Raw genomic sequence first — 17,788 nt, forward strand, 5'->3', positions numbered from 1 at the left:
GCAAATCCGTTAGCAAGCTCAAAATCCTGGTCTTTATCCATTCTATTTTCTTAATATTACAAAGCCTATAGACAGCAAAAAACCCTTACTACGTAAGGGTTTTCTCTAAGTGGGCCCTGAGGGACTCGAACCCCCGACCAATCGGTTATGAGCCGACCGCTCTAACCAACTGAGCTAAGGGCCCGGATCTAAAAATATCCGAATGTACAATTGCTGTTGTAATAAAATTGGTTGCGGGGGCAGGATTTGAACCTGCGACCTTCGGGTTATGAGCCCGACGAGCTACCGGGCTGCTCCACCCCGCGTCAGAAATAATATTCAAACAGCGACAATAAATAATATACAGTACAAAATGGGTCTACGTCAAGGATGAATTTGTAAAAGTTCTCAAGGTAAAAATCTAACCCCATATCTTCCTTTGCGGGATCGATAAATCTCCACAAAACTTGGGTCATGATAGCCATAAATCCAGCCATCTTGCTCCAGTCTTTTTGCCAAACAGCCTGCTTGAAATCTCGTTCTGAACAGTTTCGCGAAGTATATCCAATTCATGATGCCCTCTTCTCCTTTTCGCAAATTAATCTTACGCTGCTCTGAACTTATCATGCCCAAGTTCCACAAAATAAGCCACCGGAAATCCGGTGGCTGCTACATATTCCAAAACTCAATCTCCTATGGAGTCAAAATAATATGTGGGATCTTTTTCGAGCGTACCCAGCATCGTATTCCCTTGCTTCTCCCAAGCTTTAAGTGCACTCTCGACCGTTCTCTTGCCCTGATAAACTTCTGTGAACAGTTGACGCCCAACATCGTTAATACGGCTAATTCCAGGCTTCTGTGTTTGTAGGACGTTCATCAAAGGATCATTGGCTGGTAATGGTTTGAGCGTATAGAAGGACTCCAGATTTACTGAAGGTACTTTCGTGGTAATGTAATCCTTACGGGAAGTTAGTTCCCCGCGGGTATGGGCTTTAATTTTAGCTACTTCATTACTGTTGACGAATTTGATCAAATCCCACGCATCTTCCTTATTAGCAGCCATAGTGTTGATAGCCATCATATTACCTACCCAAGTACCTACAGCCACTCCTGGTTTCTCCTTAAAAGTAGGTACGGTAACGAAACCCCAATCGACAGGATTATAATTTTTAATTTTTGCTGCATTGCGGCTCACACCTGCAAGCTCATTAAGATAATCGTATTCTCCAATTACCATTGCAGCTTTTCCGGTAAGGAAGAGATCCCCTTGGACAGGACTATAGGTACTCCGTTCTGTTTCTATAAAATCCATACCGTTTAACCCAGGTGTAATTTGCTTTTTCACCAATTGGCTGTAGGTCGTCCAAGCTTGACTCCACTGTGTTTGGTTTACCTCCATCTTATGTCCCTTGTTGTCATACATAGCAAGCTCCAGCGGTGAGACATAGGTCTGCATATCCCAGAAAGGATCGCTCATATAACGGTTCATCGAAAAGCCATATATACGCTTATCTTTATTTGTCGATTTCTTGGTCACCTTTTCGGCCAGCGCGAACACTTCATCCCAAGTCATCTCATCTGTCGGATAACCTACACCAGCAGCATCAAAAATACCTTTGTTAAAATATAACGCACTCGACATAAAAGTCGGCGCTAACGCGTAAAGACTTCCTCCACCCAGCTCACGAACTCCACTTAGCATCGTAGGCGCCATATTGCTTAAATCATATTGATCTCGTGCGATAAGCGGCTCCAGCGGTTGCACCAGATTATGTTCCACCAAACTCTTCACCAATGTACTATCACCGACGATTACATCAACTGGCTCTGCACCGCCCATAATATCTCGGATATTCTCCAGATTATCTGGGTTAACCTCTGGATAGGTGCTGTCAAAACGAAGCTCATTCATATTGATGGCTGGAATAATCTCAAGTTTGATTTCAGGATGCTGCAATTCATACATATCTGTAAACTGCTGACGAAAAGAAGAATCGTCCTCTCCAGACCAGAGGCTGCCAATACGTAACACGCGCTGTTCTGTAGATGGCTTAGAAGCCTCCGCCCAAGCTGTATGCCTGCTTTCAGAAATTAAAGGCAATAGGAGTGCTGCACATATTCCAAAGCTTAACCAGCGCCGCCATAGCCTTCTATTATTATTTATATGATTCATTCTTGAACCCTCCCATAAAATACTCAATCCATCCACCTTATGAATAATTACCCATAATTCTAGTAACAGTATATAGCTTTATTCAGGAGGGGAAGTTACAGGCTGTTTAAAGTTATGCTACGATTTCTTCATATTATTTCTATAAAAAACGTTCCGCTAGTTCCCTGAGGATACTGAAATGCCCTTCTGCGACAGGATAATTGCACTTTGTGCAACTATTACAGCTGAGTGTGTTGTGCTTCTCCTTTTAATTGCACTATGTGCAGTTAAAAAACGTTATTAGGTGCTTTCAGCGGATTTCTGGCTGATTTAATTGCACAAAGTGCAACTATATCGCCAGATCCTCTAAGGAAGGTTAGTTTAAGTGCAGAAACTACAACTATTCGGCGTTTGAGACGACAGCGCAATGGAATCACCGGGGCAGAGTATAGTATTCCAGAGTGTCAGAGTATCAGAGTATCAGAGTGTTCAGAGCCAGAGCATAGAGCGTTAGCGCATAACAGCAGAGTTTCAGAATCCCGAGTGTCAGAGCGCAATATACCAGAGCGACAGAACGCAGGTCAGCCAAGTGTCAGAACGTGAATGTAAATGTAGATGTGAAATGTGAATGCAAACACCAAAACCCTACTCTCCACTCTACTTTTCCTTTTACCAGTACAGCATTCGCCTTCCCTACTAACTAACCTACTAACTAACCTACTAACTAACCTGCACCTTTCCTGTGATCGGTACAAATCGCCCCTTCTGCGACAGGATAATTGCACTTTGTGCAACTATTACAGCGGAGTGTGTTGTGCTTCTCCTTTTAATTGCACTATGTGCAGTTAAAAAACGTTATTAGGTGCTTTCGGCGGATTTCTGGCGGATGTAATTGCACAAAGTGCAACTATATCGACAGATCCTCTAAGGAAGGTTAGTTTAAGTGCACAAACTGCAACTATTCAGCGTTTGAGACGACAGCGCGATGGAATCACCGGGGCAGAGTATAAAGGAAGGTTAGTTTAAGTGCACAAACTGCAACTATTCAGCGTTTGAGACGACAGCGCGATGGAATCACCGGGGCAGAGTATAGTATTCCAGAGTGTCAGAATCTACACCTGCCGCGGCTGGATCATTGCATCTTTCAGCAATAAATAACAACGTACTTCATGCACCTATACAGCAGAGTGTGCTTTAAGCTTTCCTTTTTATTACACTCAGTGTAGTTAAAAAGAAAAACCTCCCACCAAAAAGTGAGAGGCCCGTCCAAACTATAATCAGATATTTAGTTTAAACGCCAAATGCGGAAGGATCTTTTCTCCAAGATTTCAGCAGTTCCACATCTGTAGCTGCGATCTTGCCTTGTGTAAGAGCCACATCAATCAATGTGCTGTAGTTGGATAAGCTTTGTAATGGCATTTCAGCTGCGGCAAAAGCATCCACCGCACGGTCCAGCTCGTAGCTGAAGATTGCCAATACAGCCAACGCTTCTGCGCCTGCTTCTTGCACAGCTTGAGCTGCTTTGATGGAGCTTCCGCCAGTGGAGATCAGGTCTTCGATAACGACTACCTTTTGCCCCGGCTTAATCAGTCCTTCGATCTGGTTCTGCTTGCCGTGACCTTTAGCTTTATCGCGGATATAAGCCATTGGCAGATTAAGTTTATCAGCTACCCAAGCTGCGTGAGGAATGCCTGCGGTTGCTGTACCTGCGATCACCTCTGCGTCTGGATACTGGCTTTTAATAAGCTCAGCGAAGGCATCAGCAATATAGTTACGTACCTCTGGGTAAGCCATAGTCAGACGGTTATCGCAATAGATCGGGGATTTAATACCAGAGGTCCAGGTAAAAGGCTCCTGCGGACGCAGTGCCACTGCTCCTATCGTAAGCAGATAACTTGCTACTTGTTCACTTCTATTTAATGTACTCATGCTAGGGTCATCTCCTCAATAATATTTAGTGCTGCTTGACGTGGATCAGCCGCAGTTGTAACAGGACGGCCCACCACCAGAAAGTGGCTGCCTTGCTGAATGGCTTTGCCCGGCGTCATCACCCGGGACTGGTCACCTAGGGATGCACCTGCTGGCCGGATACCAGGTGTAACTGTACAAAATGCGGGCCCACAAGCCTCTGCGATCGCTGAAGACTCTTGCGGTGAAGCCACCACTCCATCCAGACCTGCAGCGGCTGCCAGCTTAGCGTATCTGACTACAGTATCTGCTACGTCTCCTGCGATTCCAATTTCGTTATTCATCACTTCTTGGCTCGTGCTGGTCAGCTGTGTAACTGCAATAATCAAAGGCATTTTAAGCGCAGCATTCGCATTAACTACTGAAGCAGCGCCTTCCCGGGCTGCAGCCATCATCGCTGAGCCTCCTGCGGCATGTACGTTAAACATATCCACACCGAGGTTCGTAAGGCTTTCTGCCCCGCCTTTTACCGTGTTAGGAATATCATGCATTTTGACATCTGCAAATACAGAATACCCCCGAGATTTCAGTTCATTAATGAATTCCGGTCCGGCTGCATAAAAAAGCTGCATTCCCACTTTCATATAACAAGGAATCCCTTCCAGCTTGTCAATCAAGGTTCTTGCCCCTGCAACATCAGGGTAATCTAAGGCGATCATCAAGCGATTCGCCATTTCATTCCACTTTGCATCTCCCTGTCCCATAACCGTTCTCCCATCCAGTGCAGACTTAAATCCACACTCTTCATTTATTAGCCCCTAGGCATAGCGGAACGGTCTGCGTAAACGCAAACCGCCCTATACATCTTTATGAGATTAGTTTAATTGACCGACAAAAGCAGGCATGGACTGTGACGAGAAGTTGATCGTCTGCAGCATTCTGAGCAGTGCCGTTACTGTATCGAGTGATGTCATACATACGACGCCATTCTCAACCGCTTCACGACGGATACGGAATCCATCACGCTCTGGTGTTTTCCCTTTAGTCAGTGTATTAAAGACGAAGTTGGCTTGCCCACCACGAATCAAGTCGAGAATGTTCGGCGCACCTTCATCCAGCTTGTTTACGTTCATTACGTTGAGACCTGCTTCTTCAAGCGCTTGAGCGGTGCCTCCGGTAGCAATGATCTTGTAACCCAGCGAGTGGAAGCCTTTCATAAGCTCTACAGCTTCTGCTTTATCTTTATCTGCCACTGTAACGATGATAGCACCGGTTGCTGGAATTTTCATTCCTGCTCCGATTAGACCTTTATACAAAGCTTTTGCATACAATTTATCGCGGCCCATAACTTCACCCGTCGATTTCATTTCAGGTCCGAGCGTTGGTTCTACTCTACGCAGCTTGGCAAAAGAGAACACCGGCACTTTAACCGATACATAATCACTTTCCGGCCATAGACCTTCTGTATAACCGTCATCTTTCAGCTTGCCGCCGAGAATGATTTTGGTTGCCAGATGCGCCATTGGAATTCCAGTTACTTTACTCAAGAATGGAACCGTACGCGATGAACGTGGATTTACTTCAATTACGTACACTTCATTCTGATAGATAACGAACTGGATGTTGACCAGACCAATCGTTTTCAATTCCTTAGCAATCTTGATTGTGATCTCAGCAATTTTTGCTTTCAGACCTTCATCTAGATATTGCGGAGGATATACAGCGATGGAGTCACCGGAGTGAACACCTGCACGCTCAACATGCTCCATGATCCCTGGAATAACTACCGTCTCACCGTCACAAATTGCGTCTACCTCAACCTCTTTACCTAACATGTAACGGTCAATCAATACCGGATGCTCCGGATTCACCTTAACCGCTTCTACCATGTAGCTAAGCAATTCCGCATCATTATATACAATTTCCATTGCGCGTCCACCAAGTACATAGGAAGGACGTACCAGCACCGGATATCCAAGTGATTGTGCAGTTTCTACTGCTTGATCTACGTTGATAACCGTCTTTCCTTTTGGTTGGGCAATATCCAGACGAGCCAACAAAGCTTCGAATTTCTTCCGGTCTTCAGCTTCGTCAATACTGTCTAGGCTAGTTCCGAGAATCTTAACGCCAGCCGCACTTAGTGGTGCAGCAAGGTTAATGGCTGTTTGGCCTCCGAACTGTACGATAACCCCAATCGGATTCTCTTGCGCAATTACGTTCATTACATCTTCAAAGAATAACGGTTCGAAATACAACCGGTCCGAAGTATTAAAATCCGTAGATACAGTCTCAGGGTTATTATTGATAATAACTGCTTCATAACCTGCCTTCTGAATCGCCCACACTGCATGCACAGTGGAGTAATCGAACTCAATCCCTTGGCCGATCCGGATTGGACCCGATCCAAGCACGATAACCTTTTGTTTATCGGAATGAATGACCTCATTTTCAGTCTCATAAGTAGAGTAGTAGTAAGGTGTAGAAGCTTCGAACTCAGCTGCACAGGTATCTACCATTTTGAATACAGGCGTTAATCCTCGCTCTAAACGAAGCGCGCGTACATCAGCTTCTTTGGTGTATTTACCGTTCGCTTGTCCTTCTGCACGTATCTCAGCAATCGCACGGTCTGTAAAACCTCTGCGTTTAGCTTGATACAAGGTTTCTTCTGATAAGCTTTCATCCCCACGGATGACCTCTTCAAAGTTGATCAGTCCCTCGATTTTGGACAGGAACCACCAGTCTACGTTAGTAATGTCTTGAATCTCTTGCAAGCCAAATCCGCGGCGGAAAGCTTCAGCGATCAAGAACAACCGCTCATCATCAGGTTTTGCCAGACGTTCACGCAGGACGCTTTCTTCCAGATCCTCAGCGCCCGGCAGACGGAAACGGTGTACACCGATTTCCAGGGAACGAATTGCTTTATGAATGGACTCTTCAAAGGTACGACCGATGGCCATAACTTCTCCAGTTGCTTTCATTTGTGTGCCCAGCTTACGGTTCGCATGAATGAACTTGTCGAACGGCCAGCGTGGGATTTTGCTTACGATATAGTCAAGTGTAGGCTCGAAGCAAGCATAGGTCTGTCCAGTAACTGGATTGACGATTTCATCGAGTGTGTAACCAAGTGCGATTTTGGCAGCCATTTTGGCAATCGGATAACCGGTTGCTTTCGAAGCCAAAGCCGAAGAGCGGCTGACACGTGGATTTACTTCGATTACATAATATTGATAGCTTTGCGGATCCAGTGCGAACTGCACGTTGCAGCCACCCTCGATATTCAGCGCACGAATGATTTTGAGTGAAGCGCTGCGCAGCATTTGATATTCACGGTCGGATAAAGTTTGGCTAGGTGCCACAACGATACTGTCACCCGTATGCACACCTACCGGGTCAAAGTTCTCCATGTTGCAGACAACGATACAGTTGTCATTCGCATCACGCATAACCTCGTATTCAACTTCCTTCATGCCGGCAATACTTTTCTCCACCAAACATTGTCCAATTGGACTATAACGAATACCTGCTTTGACAGTCTCAAGCAGCTCTTCTTCGTTGTCGCAGATCCCGCCGCCGGTGCCGCCAAGCGTATAGGCTGGGCGTACAATCAGTGGGAAACCAATTTCCTCAGCGAATTTCATCGCTTCATCTACTGTGGTAATAATAGTGCTCTCTGGTACAGGCTGTTCCAATTCGCGCATCAAATCGCGGAACAAATCGCGATCCTCTGCTTTTTCAATGGATTCAAGCTGGGTACCTAGAAGCTTAACATTCTCTTGTTCTAGTACTCCTGCACGAGCCAATTCTACAGCCATATTAAGACCTGTCTGTCCTCCCAAAGTTGGCAACAAGCCATCCGGGCGCTCCTGGCGGATGATGCCAGTTACGAATTCAAGGGTAATCGGTTCGATATAAACTTTATCAGCCATATTGGTGTCAGTCATGATAGTCGCTGGGTTACTGTTGATCAGTACAACTTCCACGCCTTCTTCTTTCAGGGCCTGACAGGCCTGAGTTCCGGCGTAGTCAAATTCTGCGGCTTGCCCGATAACAATCGGTCCAGAACCAATTACTAATATTTTTTTAAGCTTTTCATTCTTAGGCATGTTATAGAGCTCCTTTCACGGCTTCAAGCTGTTTTACTGTAGGTTTTGGCGCCGTGATTCTGGCGTTTGCCGCAAGCTGCGCCTGGCGCGAGCTTACAGGTGTGTTAGCTTTATGGTCAGCGATCATCTGTAAGAAACGATCGAATAAATAGCTGCTGTCATGAGGTCCCGGTGCTGCTTCTGGATGGTACTGTACTGAAAATGCAGGGTAACGGGTATGTTTAAGTCCTTCAACGGTCTTATCATTATTATTAATGTGAGTAACTTCTAGATCCGTGCTCTTCACAGAATCTTCATTCACTGTGTAGCCATGGTTCTGAGAAGTAATGAAGCAACGTCCGCTCTCCAATTCTTTAACCGGATGGTTACCGCCACGGTGCCCGAATTTCAGCTTCTCTGTATCCGCGCCACAAGCCAGTGCAAACAGCTGGTGACCTAAGCAGATGCCGAAGATTGGGTATTCACCAAGCAATTCCGAGATCGTCTTCACTGCGTGTGGAACATCTTTCGGGTCCCCAGGGCCGTTGGACAGCTGGATACCATCTGGATTGAGGCGACGAATCTCATCAGCGGTTACGTCATGAGGTACAACTACAACATCACAACCGCGATTGTTCAACTCGCGCAAGATACCAGCCTTCGCACCGTAATCTACAAGCACGATGCGTTCTTTAGTTCCTGGGCTATTGTACATGCTTGGAGTAGATGTGCGAGCTACCTGATTGCGCAATTCTTCAATTGAGGTGTCGCCCATCATTTCCATCAATTCCTCTACACGTTTGTTAGAGGTAGTCAGGATCGCCTTCATTGTTCCGTAGTGGCGAATAATCCGCGTCAACATCCGGGTATCAATCTCGCTGATTCCAGGAATATCATATTCTTTCAGCAGGTCGTCCACACTGTATTCTGCGCGCCAGTTACTTGGAACTTCTTCATGACGACGCACTACAAAACCGTGTACGAAAGGTCGAACAGATTCGAAATCATCCCGCGTAATCCCGTAGTTCCCGATCAATGGGTACGTCATGGTAACGATTTGTCCGCAATATGAAGGGTCAGACAGCACCTCTTGATATCCTGTAATTCCTGTGTTAAAAACAACCTCGCCTGTCTTTTCACCTTCAGCGCCAAATGCGGTACCTGTAAATAAAGTTCCGTCTTGAAGCAGCAATCTCGCCTGCATTCCCTTCCACTCCTTCATGTTCTGTAGTCTAATACGTATGCCTTGCATGCCTTCCGGAGTGTACGCGCTCAAATTGCTGATCTGTAAAGATCAGCAATTTCGCCTCACCAGTCCGCTAGTTTTTCTCAGTCCATACGGCTTTGCCGTCCACCCAAGTTTTTACTGGCCAACCCTTAAGCTTCCAGCCGCCAAAAGGAGTGTTACGTCCTTTGCTTGCGAAGGAACTTGGATCTACTTCTTTTTCCTGCTCCAGATCGATCAGTGTCAAATCTGCAGGAGCTCCGATCTCCATAACCCCGGTGTTCAATCTGAATACCCGTGCAGGATCGGCAGTCATTCTTTGTACTAGTAAGGATAAATCCCATTTTCCTGTTTCTACAAACGCTGTGTATAAGAGTGGGAAAGCTGTCTCGAATCCAACGATACCAAAAGGTGCCAGCTGCATTCCCTTCGCCTTCTCTTCTTCACTATGTGGCGCATGATCTGTAACAATCATATCTAGTGTGCCATCAAGCAACCCTTCGATACACGCCTCAACATCGCGGCGGGAGCGCAGCGGCGGGTTCATTTTCCAATTGGCATCCAGGCCTGGAATATCGTCTTCAGCAAGAAGCAAGTGATGCGGACATACCTCAGCAGTTACTTTAATGCCGATCTCTTTTGCTTGGCGAATCAGCCGCACCGACTGTTCAGTACTGACATGGCATACATGGTAATGAACGCCTGTCGCTTCTGCCAGCAAAATATCGCGTCCAACATGGATCGCTTCTGACTCATTCGGAATTCCTTTGAGGCCATGCTTCTTAGCGAACTCACCTTCAGCTACACAGCAGCCTTCAACCAGCGAATTATCTTCGCAGTGGGCAATGACTGGCATATCGAGCGATGCTGCGATGTTCATTGCATCTTTCATCATTTGAGCACTTTGTACGCCCACACCGTCGTCTGTATAACCAATAGCTCCAGCTTCTTTGAGCGCCGCAAAATCCGTCAACTCACGTCCGAGCTCATTTTTCGTAATGGCTGCATAAGGAAGCACTTTAACTAGTCCTGCTTCACGCGCCTTGTCTTTCACAAATTGCACGATCTCCGGGCTATCTGTCACCGGACGAGTATTTGGCATACATGCAATGGTTGTAAATCCGCCTTTAGCAGCTGAGCGACTTCCGGTTTCCACTGTTTCCTTGTGTTCAAATCCCGGTTCACGCAAGTGCACATGCATATCAATGAGTCCCGGAATGAGCAGCTTACCTTCAGCATCAATGATCTCCGTGGCTTCTCCGATAGCTTCATTTCCGTCGATTATAGCCGAGATCACACCCTCCTGAAGTTCGATGTGTTTGCGCTCAAGCAAGCCTTCCTTATTCAATACGCTGGCGTTTCTAATAATCACTGTCATGATTCTACCTTTACCCTCAGATCACAGCTGCGGGCCCTCTCGTTATTATATAATAAAAATTCATATTTGTGTATATTTATTAGTCTCTATACGTTAGCATTCTGTAAGCTTATAGTAAAGCTCTTTCGAGAACCGCCATCCGGACCGGTACGCCATTAGACATTTGCGGGAAAATCCGCGATTGACTGCACTCAACTACTGCATCATCAATCTCTAGATTCCGGTTAACCGGAGCTGGATGCATAATGATTGTGTCTTTGGCCAGCTTAGCTGCCCGCTCTTCTGTTAGACCATAGTGGCTACGGTAATCTTCAGCAGACAGCTTAATGCCGGAAGTATGGCGCTCAAGCTGTACTCGAAGCATCATTACTACATCCGCTTTAAGAGCTTCTTCCATAGTTACGTAAGGCGCATACTCCATAAGCTCAGGAGCCTTCATATTATCCGGTGCGCAGAACTGCACCTTGGCTCCCATTTTCGTAAGCCCCCAGAGATTAGAGCGCGCTACGCGGCTATGCATAATGTCCCCAATGATGGAGACTGTCAGACCCTTTAGTTCCCCAAAGGTTTTGGTCATGGTGTATAAATCAAGCAGCGCCTGCGTAGGATGTTCATTGTTGCCGTCGCCCGCATTGATAAGCGGTATGGACACCTTCTCAGCTAACTGCTGCAGCACACCTGCAGGCTTCAAACGCACAACTCCGGCATCGATCCCCATCGATTCCAGTGTGCGCACTGTATCGTAGATCGACTCCCCTTTTTCTACACTAGAAGCTGCAGCCGTAAAATTAAGTACTTGCGCACCTAGTCGTTTCTCTGCCATCTCGAAAGAGAAGCGTGTGCGTGTGCTGTTCTCAAAAAACATGTTAGAAATAAAATGGGAGTTCAAGATGGGCGTTAGCTTTTCACTTTGATTGTCCCAAAATGCTGTTCTGTCAAGCAGTTGGATAATTTCCGACCGGTCAAGCTCTTTGATTCCCAGCAGACTACGTTCCTTTACCTTGGTAAGTGTCATGATGTTATCGTTCCTCCCGGTTTGAAATAATGTAGACCTCATCTTTGCCGTCGTATTCCTTCAGCGCCACTTCAATCTGCTCGTGCTTTGAGGTAGGTACATTCTTACCGATGTAGTCCGGCCGGATCGGCAGCTCGCGGTGTCCGCGGTCAGCCAGTACTGCCAGTTGAATCATTCGTGGGCGTCCGCAATCCATCAAAGCGTCCATCGCCGCGCGGATGGTGCGTCCGGTGTAAAGTACATCATCGAACAAAATGACTTTCTGATCATGGATGCCAGCACTTCCTGAAGTAATAACGACGTTACTCTTCACTACTGCTTCACTGCCTTCCACTTCACGGTCATCCCGGTAATGTGTGATATCCAGCTCACCGTATGGAATCTCGACGCCTTCAATCTCCTTGATGCGCTCAGCGATACGTTGTGCCAGATACACACCTCGTGTCCGAATGCCGACCAGCAGACAATTCTCGATACCTTTGTTCTTCTCCAAAATCTCATGAGCAATACGCGATAAGGCCCGGCGGATCGCCGTTTCATCCATAATGACATTTTTCTCAGTAACCATAATCTTGTCACCCTCCAGCTTGTTCGCCTATTCAAGTTCCCGGAAATCAAAAAACTCCTTGCCTATAACAGGCAAGGAGTGAAATCCGCAGATGAGGAAGATGACGGCCGCGCGCATAAAAAGACAGTTCCGTATTTACACACGGATACCTTTCTAAGAGTCGCGAACCTCGATTCACGTTACCTTGCCAGCCTCACAGGACTGAATTAAAGGCGCTATTCATTTAACAAGAATTATGACAGAACAACCCCCTCATGTCAACTTTCTCTGCCTAAACTTTTGCACTTCTCTTCCTTACTTCTATTAACAACAAGGGGGAGGCGGTACTCAGTATATCTGCATAAAAAACGAGGCTGGTCCCAAATAGCCGTTTCATCGCTTTTTGGACAGCCTCGTTTATGTTCTTAACACTACTTAATGTCCAAATGATTCAAAAGGCGCACCTAGTAATGCTGAAAATGATGCAATCGGTGAGGTACTTATATAGTAATTAAGGAATTTCTCCCTGAAATTCAGTGCTTTCTGTTCATCAAACTTGTTATTAGGGAAAACTTCCCTAATTGTTGGCCGATTCAGTGATTAATATAGAAAACCACCTAATTATTAGGGAGTTTTTCCCTGATTTCGTACATTTAGAGCGAATATCGGCTAATTTCAGGGATTTTTTCCCTAATTAGTTTATAACCCACTCTTTACTTCGCACAAACACAGAACGCATATCGCTCACCACACAAGCCCACCACACAAGTCTACTGCACAAAGTCCACGGTCACAGCTACCACAAATCATCTACTGCAAGCTGTACGAAAATCAAACATAGCAGTAATGCACAACACGTGGCATATAGTCATACGGCACAGTAACATCAACAACATTTCCTATTCCATAAAAAAGAAGCTGCCCCCAAGTAGAATTCACTACTTTTGGGACAGCCTCATTAATTTCAATAACAATGCTTAAAACTCAAATTCCACATCACTAAGACGTCTTTGAATTTCAGAGATGACACGTCTCTCTTCCTCTTCACCTTTAGCAATAAAGGTAACGGAGAAACGAACAAACGGACCTGCATCATCCCAAGGCACAGTGGAGATCAGCTTCTCACGAATGAGGAATTGGGAGAAATCTTCACCGGATTCAAAGCGACGGCCGTCTTTGATTCCCTTAGGTGCAGCGACATACAGGAAGAAGGAACCTTTTGGCTTCTCAGCTTTAAAGCCGAGACTGTTCAGTGCATCAACCAGCAGGTTGTGACGACGGGAGTATTTATCCGCTATCGCTTCAGTAATCTCCGGATGAGCAAGACCATAAGCCGCTGCTTTTTGAATCGCGATAAATTGGCCGGAATCGTTGTTATCCTTCACATCGCTGAAGGCTTTAACCACTAGCGGATTACCAGCCACAAAACCAATTCTCCAGCCCGTCATATTGTAAGACTTAGAAAGAGAATGCAGCTCTACACCCACATCCTTTGCACCTGGAACGGAGAGGAAGCTAAGTGGCTTCAAACCGTCATAGGTCAAGGCAGCATAAGGTGCGTCATGAATAACCACTACATCGTATTTTTTCGCCCATGCAACGACCTCAGCAAAAAACTCAGGAGTGGCACTAGCGCCCGTTGGATTGTTTGGATAGTTTAGATAAAGAAGCTTAGCTTTACGAGCAATGTCTTCCGGAATTTCATTCAGATCTGGAAGGAATTTGTTCTCCTTCTTCAGCTCCACTGTAAATACTTGTCCACCCAAATATTTAGTATGTGTACCCAAGACTGGATAACCCGGCACGGTCATAATCGTGATATCACCTGGATTGATGAAACAAGATGGCAACATAGCCAGCGCAGGCTTCGATCCGATGGAGTGAACTACCTCCGTGTCTGGATCAATTCCTTCCACCCGGAAAACTTCCCGCAAATATTCAGCAGCAGCAGTCTTGAATTCGGCAATTCCATTGTCCGCATATCCGCGGTTTTCTTCCTTCGCTGCTTCTTCAGCAAGCTTAGCTACGATACCCGCATCAGCCATCTCATCCGGCTCGCCTACGCCCATATCAATTAGTTCAATGTTAGGAAAATCCTGTTTTGCGGATGCTTTAGCACGTTTGATTTTCTCGAATTTATAAATCGAAGTGTCTTTGCCATAATTGGCACCGCCGATGCGGTCTGCAAAATTAGTCTGAATGAAGCTATCTTGGTATTGTTCAATACTCATACTGTCATCTCATCTCCTGAATATCTATTCTACTTTTAAAAGAAACGGCTTCGCCGTCCCTTGGATGGCGTATGTTTCCGGATATCCGTTTCATTATAAAAATAAGGATAAAGAATAAGGCATTACCCTTTCTTTATCCTTATGTTTTTAAATATGCCGTAAAGTAGTGTTCAATACCATAGACTAATTATCACTTCATTTGTACTTATCTGCTGCGTAGTGTGAACAGCACTTCTTCCATATCCTCTGGAATAGGTCTGCTGAATTCTTTATATTCACCTGTGGTAGGATGAACAAATCCAAGCACCGCCGCATGCAACGCTTGTCCATTCATCGTAGTGCCCTTGCTGCGTCCATATATCGGATCACCTACAAGTGGATGGCCAATGAACTTCATATGTACCCTGATTTGATGCGTGCGGCCAGTCTCCAGCTGCAGCTCCAGCAGTGTACAATCTCCGAAACGTTCCATTACTGTAAAATGGGTTACGGATTTCTTGCTGTTCTTTTCGGTTACTGTGTATAGCTTGCGATCATGTGGATCTCTGCCAATCGGTGCGTCAACAGTGCCCTTATCATGCGACAAGTTGCCGTGTACGACTGCAATATATCGGCGCGTAACACTATGCTCTTTAAGCTGTGCGGCAAGTGAGGCATGACTGGCATCATTCTTAGCCACCATGATAAGACCAGAGGTATCCTTATCGATCCGATGTACAATACCTGGACGAATCTCACCGTTAATGCCGGACAGATCCTTACAGTGATACATCAGCGCATTTACTAAAGTGCCTGACGGATGTCCCGCAGCTGGGTGCACAACCATGCCCCGGGGTTTATTAATCACAATGACATCGCTGTCTTCATATACAACTTCAAGAGGAATGTTCTCCGCGATCAAATCCGTTACTTCTGCTTCAGGGACAACAACGCTAACCACGTCGCCTTCCGATAACTTATAGTTGGCTTTCACTGGCTTGCCATTAACCGTAACGTTACCGCCGCTGATCCACAGCTGCACCTGAGAACGGGAAATTTCTTCTTCCCATGATTCCGTAATATATTTATCGATTCGCTCCCGCGCGTTCTCTGCCGAAACGGTCCATTCCGTGACGTCCCTCTCTTCTTCGCTCGTAGATGCCGCTTGGTGATTGACGTCTTTATTCAAATCATTCATTCCCTTCTCTTACTTCCTTTGCTTCTTTAACTTCTTTTATTTCCGTAATTTCTTCGCCATTCTTAAGGTCACGAAAAGAATCCAGAAGAATCAATCCAACCCCAATGACAATACAAGAATCCGCCACGTTAAAAATCGGGAAGCTATAGCTCCCAAAATTGAACAGAAGGAAATCAACAACCTCACCATTGATTATCCGGTCCAGGAAGTTACCGATAGCTCCACCCAGTACAAGCCCTAGGGCAACAGATAACAGCTTCCGCGAGTGTCTAGTCTTGTTCAAATACCAAACGATACCACTAACCACTACAACCGTAACTAGAAAGAAGAACCATTGCTGACCTTCGAGAATCCCAAAAGCAGCCCCGCGATTGCGATGAGAGGTAATCAGGAAAAAATCTCCGATAACAGAAATCTGTTCTCCGATCTCCAGACGTGTAGCAATGAGATACTTTGTCCCTTGATCCACCAAAAATACAATAAGAGCAATCAAATAGTACACCACAGAAGTTGTCACTCCGTTCTTATTTTTCCCGCTAAATGCGGTACGAATACTGTTTAAAGACTTGTATATTGTAGCACAGCCCTTAAAGAATCGTCTATTGCGGGACATCCGCTAAGTTCAATCTTGGGGACTATTTTCCAGCGCTAAAATCCCTGCTCTCCGGTCAACCTAACAGAAGAACCATCCGGTGTTATCCGGCAAGTCGGAATGATTCTTATAAAAGGTACAGAAAGGAGCTTTCTCATTATGACGCACCTGACAGTACAGCAGCTCTCAGAGCTACGCGCACGATTGGAAAAAGATCGGGATACGATTCAGCACAGGCTTCAGATTAATGAACATTACGGCTTAGATGAATCCATGCGGGATGGCTCCGGAGAACTTTCCGAGAATGACAACCATCCAGGAGATGCAGCCACCGATTTGTATAATCGCTCCATGGACATTTCACTGTTAGAGCGGGACGAGCATGAGCTGGACGATATTGAAGCTGCTTTATCTGCTATGGATAATGGCACCTATGGGATATGCAAGGCTAGTGGTGAGCCGATCCCTTTTGAACGTTTATCTGCCATTCCTTCCACACTTTATTGTAAAGAGCACAACCCGCGGCAAAACGCACCTTTCACTCGTCCAGTGGAAGAGGAGCTGTTATCTCCACCTTTTGGACGAACCAGTCTGGATGAACGCGACGATCAAAACGGTTTTGACGGTGAGGATGCCTGGCAGATTGTTGAAAGCTGGGGTACCTCGAATTCTCCCGCCATGGCGGAGGGCAACAATATTGATTCTTATAATGATATGGAGATTGAAGCCGATGAGCTGGAAGGCTGCGTAGAGCCTTGGGAGAACTTTATCGCCACTGATATCACGGGCAACAATCTAATTGTAGTGCCTGGACGGAGCTACCAGCGTTATTTGGACAGTGACGAGGCAACCCATAGCCTAGATCCTCTCGACGAAGACTAAACACAGATGTCCCCTACACAAAAATATTTAAACAGCGTACTGTTCCAGTTTTGAGGAATGGTTCGCTGTTTTTAATCTTAACGTTTCGATGGCTATTTGAATTCTAGCTGACGCTGTACGATCCGCACAATATCCGCAATATAATCACCAATGATCGGTAGATTGAGCGCGCCTAGTCCCTGAAGGATATAAATAATCGTTGCCGCAAAAAAAGTAAAACCCAGTGCAATCCCAACTCCCCGAGCTGCTCCAAATAAAATATTTCTCCAAATCAACCGCCAAGGTGAATATAGCAGATCCGTATATTGATAAATTCGGGATTTTTCCAAAATATGAGCCCACTCAAAGGTCAAACGGTACATCGTATTCATTTTTTCTTCCAGCGGAATATCCTCGGGATTACGCGGATCTGCTGTTAGATACTCAGGATTAACTTCAGGAAAAGCCTTATTCTCCTTTTCCTTGTCTGGGTTATTCTTATTGCCGGATGTCTTAATGGAGATTCTCCTCTTATTTCCCTCCACAGCTACGGCTCCTCTCATATGTCTTTCCTTCGCTACAAAGTAAACGAGCCCGGCCAAAGAGAATTCATCTCCTTAAGCTCGGGACTCGTTAGTTTT

General features: G+C 45.8%; 14 protein-coding genes and 2 tRNA genes. 1 reads left to right on the forward strand and 15 read right to left on the reverse strand.

The window, feature by feature from the left end; translation table 11 throughout:
* Positions 1-110: 110 nt before the first annotated feature.
* The 14 genes from MHI15_RS06550 to lspA form a co-directional block, all read right to left on the reverse strand.
* Positions 111-184: transfer RNA gene (locus MHI15_RS06550), tRNA-Ile, on the reverse strand.
* Positions 185-228: 44 nt separating this feature from the next.
* Positions 229-305, reverse strand: a tRNA-Met gene (locus MHI15_RS06555).
* A gap of 82 nt (positions 306-387) precedes the next feature.
* Positions 388-552 (reverse strand): hypothetical protein, encoded by a 165-nt coding sequence (locus tag MHI15_RS06560; protein WP_167347621.1) that lies wholly within the window; start codon positions 550-552, stop codon positions 388-390.
* A gap of 112 nt (positions 553-664) precedes the next feature.
* The gene (locus MHI15_RS06565) at positions 665-2,152 is read right to left on the reverse strand and encodes an ABC transporter substrate-binding protein (RefSeq protein WP_341164258.1); all 1,488 of its coding nucleotides are present in this window, start codon (positions 2,150-2,152) and stop codon (positions 665-667) included.
* 1,269 nt (positions 2,153-3,421) lie between these two features.
* On the reverse strand, positions 3,422-4,060 hold the full coding sequence (gene pyrE / locus MHI15_RS06570) for an orotate phosphoribosyltransferase (protein WP_076128834.1): 639 nt from the start codon (positions 4,058-4,060) through the stop codon (positions 3,422-3,424).
* A complete protein-coding gene (pyrF, locus tag MHI15_RS06575) occupies positions 4,057-4,803 on the reverse strand; it encodes an orotidine-5'-phosphate decarboxylase (protein ID WP_076146022.1) in 747 nt (248 codons plus the stop codon). The genes pyrE and pyrF overlap by 4 nt, the downstream gene beginning before the upstream one ends.
* A gap of 111 nt (positions 4,804-4,914) precedes the next feature.
* Positions 4,915-8,142 (reverse strand): carbamoyl-phosphate synthase large subunit, encoded by a 3,228-nt coding sequence (carB, locus tag MHI15_RS06580; protein WP_076185242.1) that lies wholly within the window; start codon positions 8,140-8,142, stop codon positions 4,915-4,917.
* 1 nt (position 8,143) lies between these two features.
* Positions 8,144-9,325 (reverse strand): glutamine-hydrolyzing carbamoyl-phosphate synthase small subunit, encoded by a 1,182-nt coding sequence (carA, locus tag MHI15_RS06585; protein ID WP_051491286.1) that lies wholly within the window; start codon positions 9,323-9,325, stop codon positions 8,144-8,146.
* A gap of 115 nt (positions 9,326-9,440) precedes the next feature.
* Positions 9,441-10,724: a dihydroorotase gene (locus MHI15_RS06590; RefSeq protein ID WP_076128828.1), complete on the reverse strand. Its 1,284-nt coding sequence runs from the start codon at positions 10,722-10,724 to the stop codon at positions 9,441-9,443.
* Positions 10,725-10,833: 109 nt separating this feature from the next.
* Positions 10,834-11,739, reverse strand: a complete 906-nt coding sequence (locus MHI15_RS06595) for an aspartate carbamoyltransferase catalytic subunit (RefSeq protein ID WP_036683376.1) — start codon at positions 11,737-11,739, stop codon at positions 10,834-10,836.
* A 4-nt stretch (positions 11,740-11,743) separates the two neighbouring features.
* Positions 11,744-12,307: a bifunctional pyr operon transcriptional regulator/uracil phosphoribosyltransferase PyrR gene (gene pyrR, locus MHI15_RS06600; RefSeq protein ID WP_036683379.1), complete on the reverse strand. Its 564-nt coding sequence runs from the start codon at positions 12,305-12,307 to the stop codon at positions 11,744-11,746.
* 956 nt (positions 12,308-13,263) lie between these two features.
* On the reverse strand, positions 13,264-14,517 hold the full coding sequence (locus tag MHI15_RS06605) for an LL-diaminopimelate aminotransferase (protein WP_076098555.1): 1,254 nt from the start codon (positions 14,515-14,517) through the stop codon (positions 13,264-13,266).
* 205 nt (positions 14,518-14,722) lie between these two features.
* Positions 14,723-15,694 (reverse strand): RluA family pseudouridine synthase, encoded by a 972-nt coding sequence (locus MHI15_RS06610; RefSeq protein ID WP_076192046.1) that lies wholly within the window; start codon positions 15,692-15,694, stop codon positions 14,723-14,725.
* On the reverse strand, positions 15,687-16,199 hold the full coding sequence (gene lspA, locus MHI15_RS06615) for a signal peptidase II (protein ID WP_036683603.1): 513 nt from the start codon (positions 16,197-16,199) through the stop codon (positions 15,687-15,689). Before lspA ends, MHI15_RS06610 begins: the two co-directional genes overlap by 8 nt.
* Before the next feature lie 246 nt (positions 16,200-16,445).
* Here lspA and MHI15_RS06620 point away from each other — a divergent pair, with 246 nt between their 5' ends.
* Positions 16,446-17,168 (forward strand): TraR/DksA C4-type zinc finger protein, encoded by a 723-nt coding sequence (locus tag MHI15_RS06620; protein ID WP_341164259.1) that lies wholly within the window; start codon positions 16,446-16,448, stop codon positions 17,166-17,168.
* A gap of 92 nt (positions 17,169-17,260) precedes the next feature.
* Here the strand turns inward: MHI15_RS06620 and MHI15_RS06625 are convergent, their stop codons facing one another.
* Entirely contained in the window at positions 17,261-17,551 is a 291-nt protein-coding gene (locus tag MHI15_RS06625) for a DUF5665 domain-containing protein (RefSeq protein ID WP_282579970.1), read from the reverse strand.
* Between the last annotated feature and the right edge of the window lie 237 nt (positions 17,552-17,788).

Origin of the sequence: Paenibacillus sp. FSL H7-0918 (assembly GCF_038007025.1) — a bacterium.
In the GTDB taxonomy this organism is placed as follows: Bacteria; Bacillota; Bacilli; order Paenibacillales; family Paenibacillaceae; genus Paenibacillus_AQ; species Paenibacillus_AQ odorifer.

Coding starts and splice junctions, on each gene's coding strand:
- carA (WP_051491286.1), bottom strand. CDS start 9,325: ATGCAGGCGAGATTGCTGCTTCAAGACGGAACTTTATTTACAGGTACC.
- MHI15_RS06590 (WP_076128828.1), bottom strand. CDS start 10,724: ATGACAGTGATTATTAGAAACGCCAGCGTATTGAATAAGGAAGGCTTG.
- MHI15_RS06610 (WP_076192046.1), bottom strand. CDS start 15,694: ATGAATGATTTGAATAAAGACGTCAATCACCAAGCGGCATCTACGAGC.
- MHI15_RS06620 (WP_341164259.1), top strand. CDS start 16,446: ATGACGCACCTGACAGTACAGCAGCTCTCAGAGCTACGCGCACGATTG.
- pyrE (WP_076128834.1), bottom strand. CDS start 4,060: ATGAGTACATTAAATAGAAGTGAACAAGTAGCAAGTTATCTGCTTACG.
- MHI15_RS06605 (WP_076098555.1), bottom strand. CDS start 14,517: ATGAGTATTGAACAATACCAAGATAGCTTCATTCAGACTAATTTTGCA.
- MHI15_RS06595 (WP_036683376.1), bottom strand. CDS start 11,739: ATGACACTTACCAAGGTAAAGGAACGTAGTCTGCTGGGAATCAAAGAG.
- pyrR (WP_036683379.1), bottom strand. CDS start 12,307: ATGGTTACTGAGAAAAATGTCATTATGGATGAAACGGCGATCCGCCGG.
- pyrF (WP_076146022.1), bottom strand. CDS start 4,803: ATGGGACAGGGAGATGCAAAGTGGAATGAAATGGCGAATCGCTTGATG.
- MHI15_RS06565 (WP_341164258.1), bottom strand. CDS start 2,152: ATGAATCATATAAATAATAATAGAAGGCTATGGCGGCGCTGGTTAAGC.
- carB (WP_076185242.1), bottom strand. CDS start 8,142: ATGCCTAAGAATGAAAAGCTTAAAAAAATATTAGTAATTGGTTCTGGA.
- MHI15_RS06560 (WP_167347621.1), bottom strand. CDS start 552: ATGAATTGGATATACTTCGCGAAACTGTTCAGAACGAGATTTCAAGCA.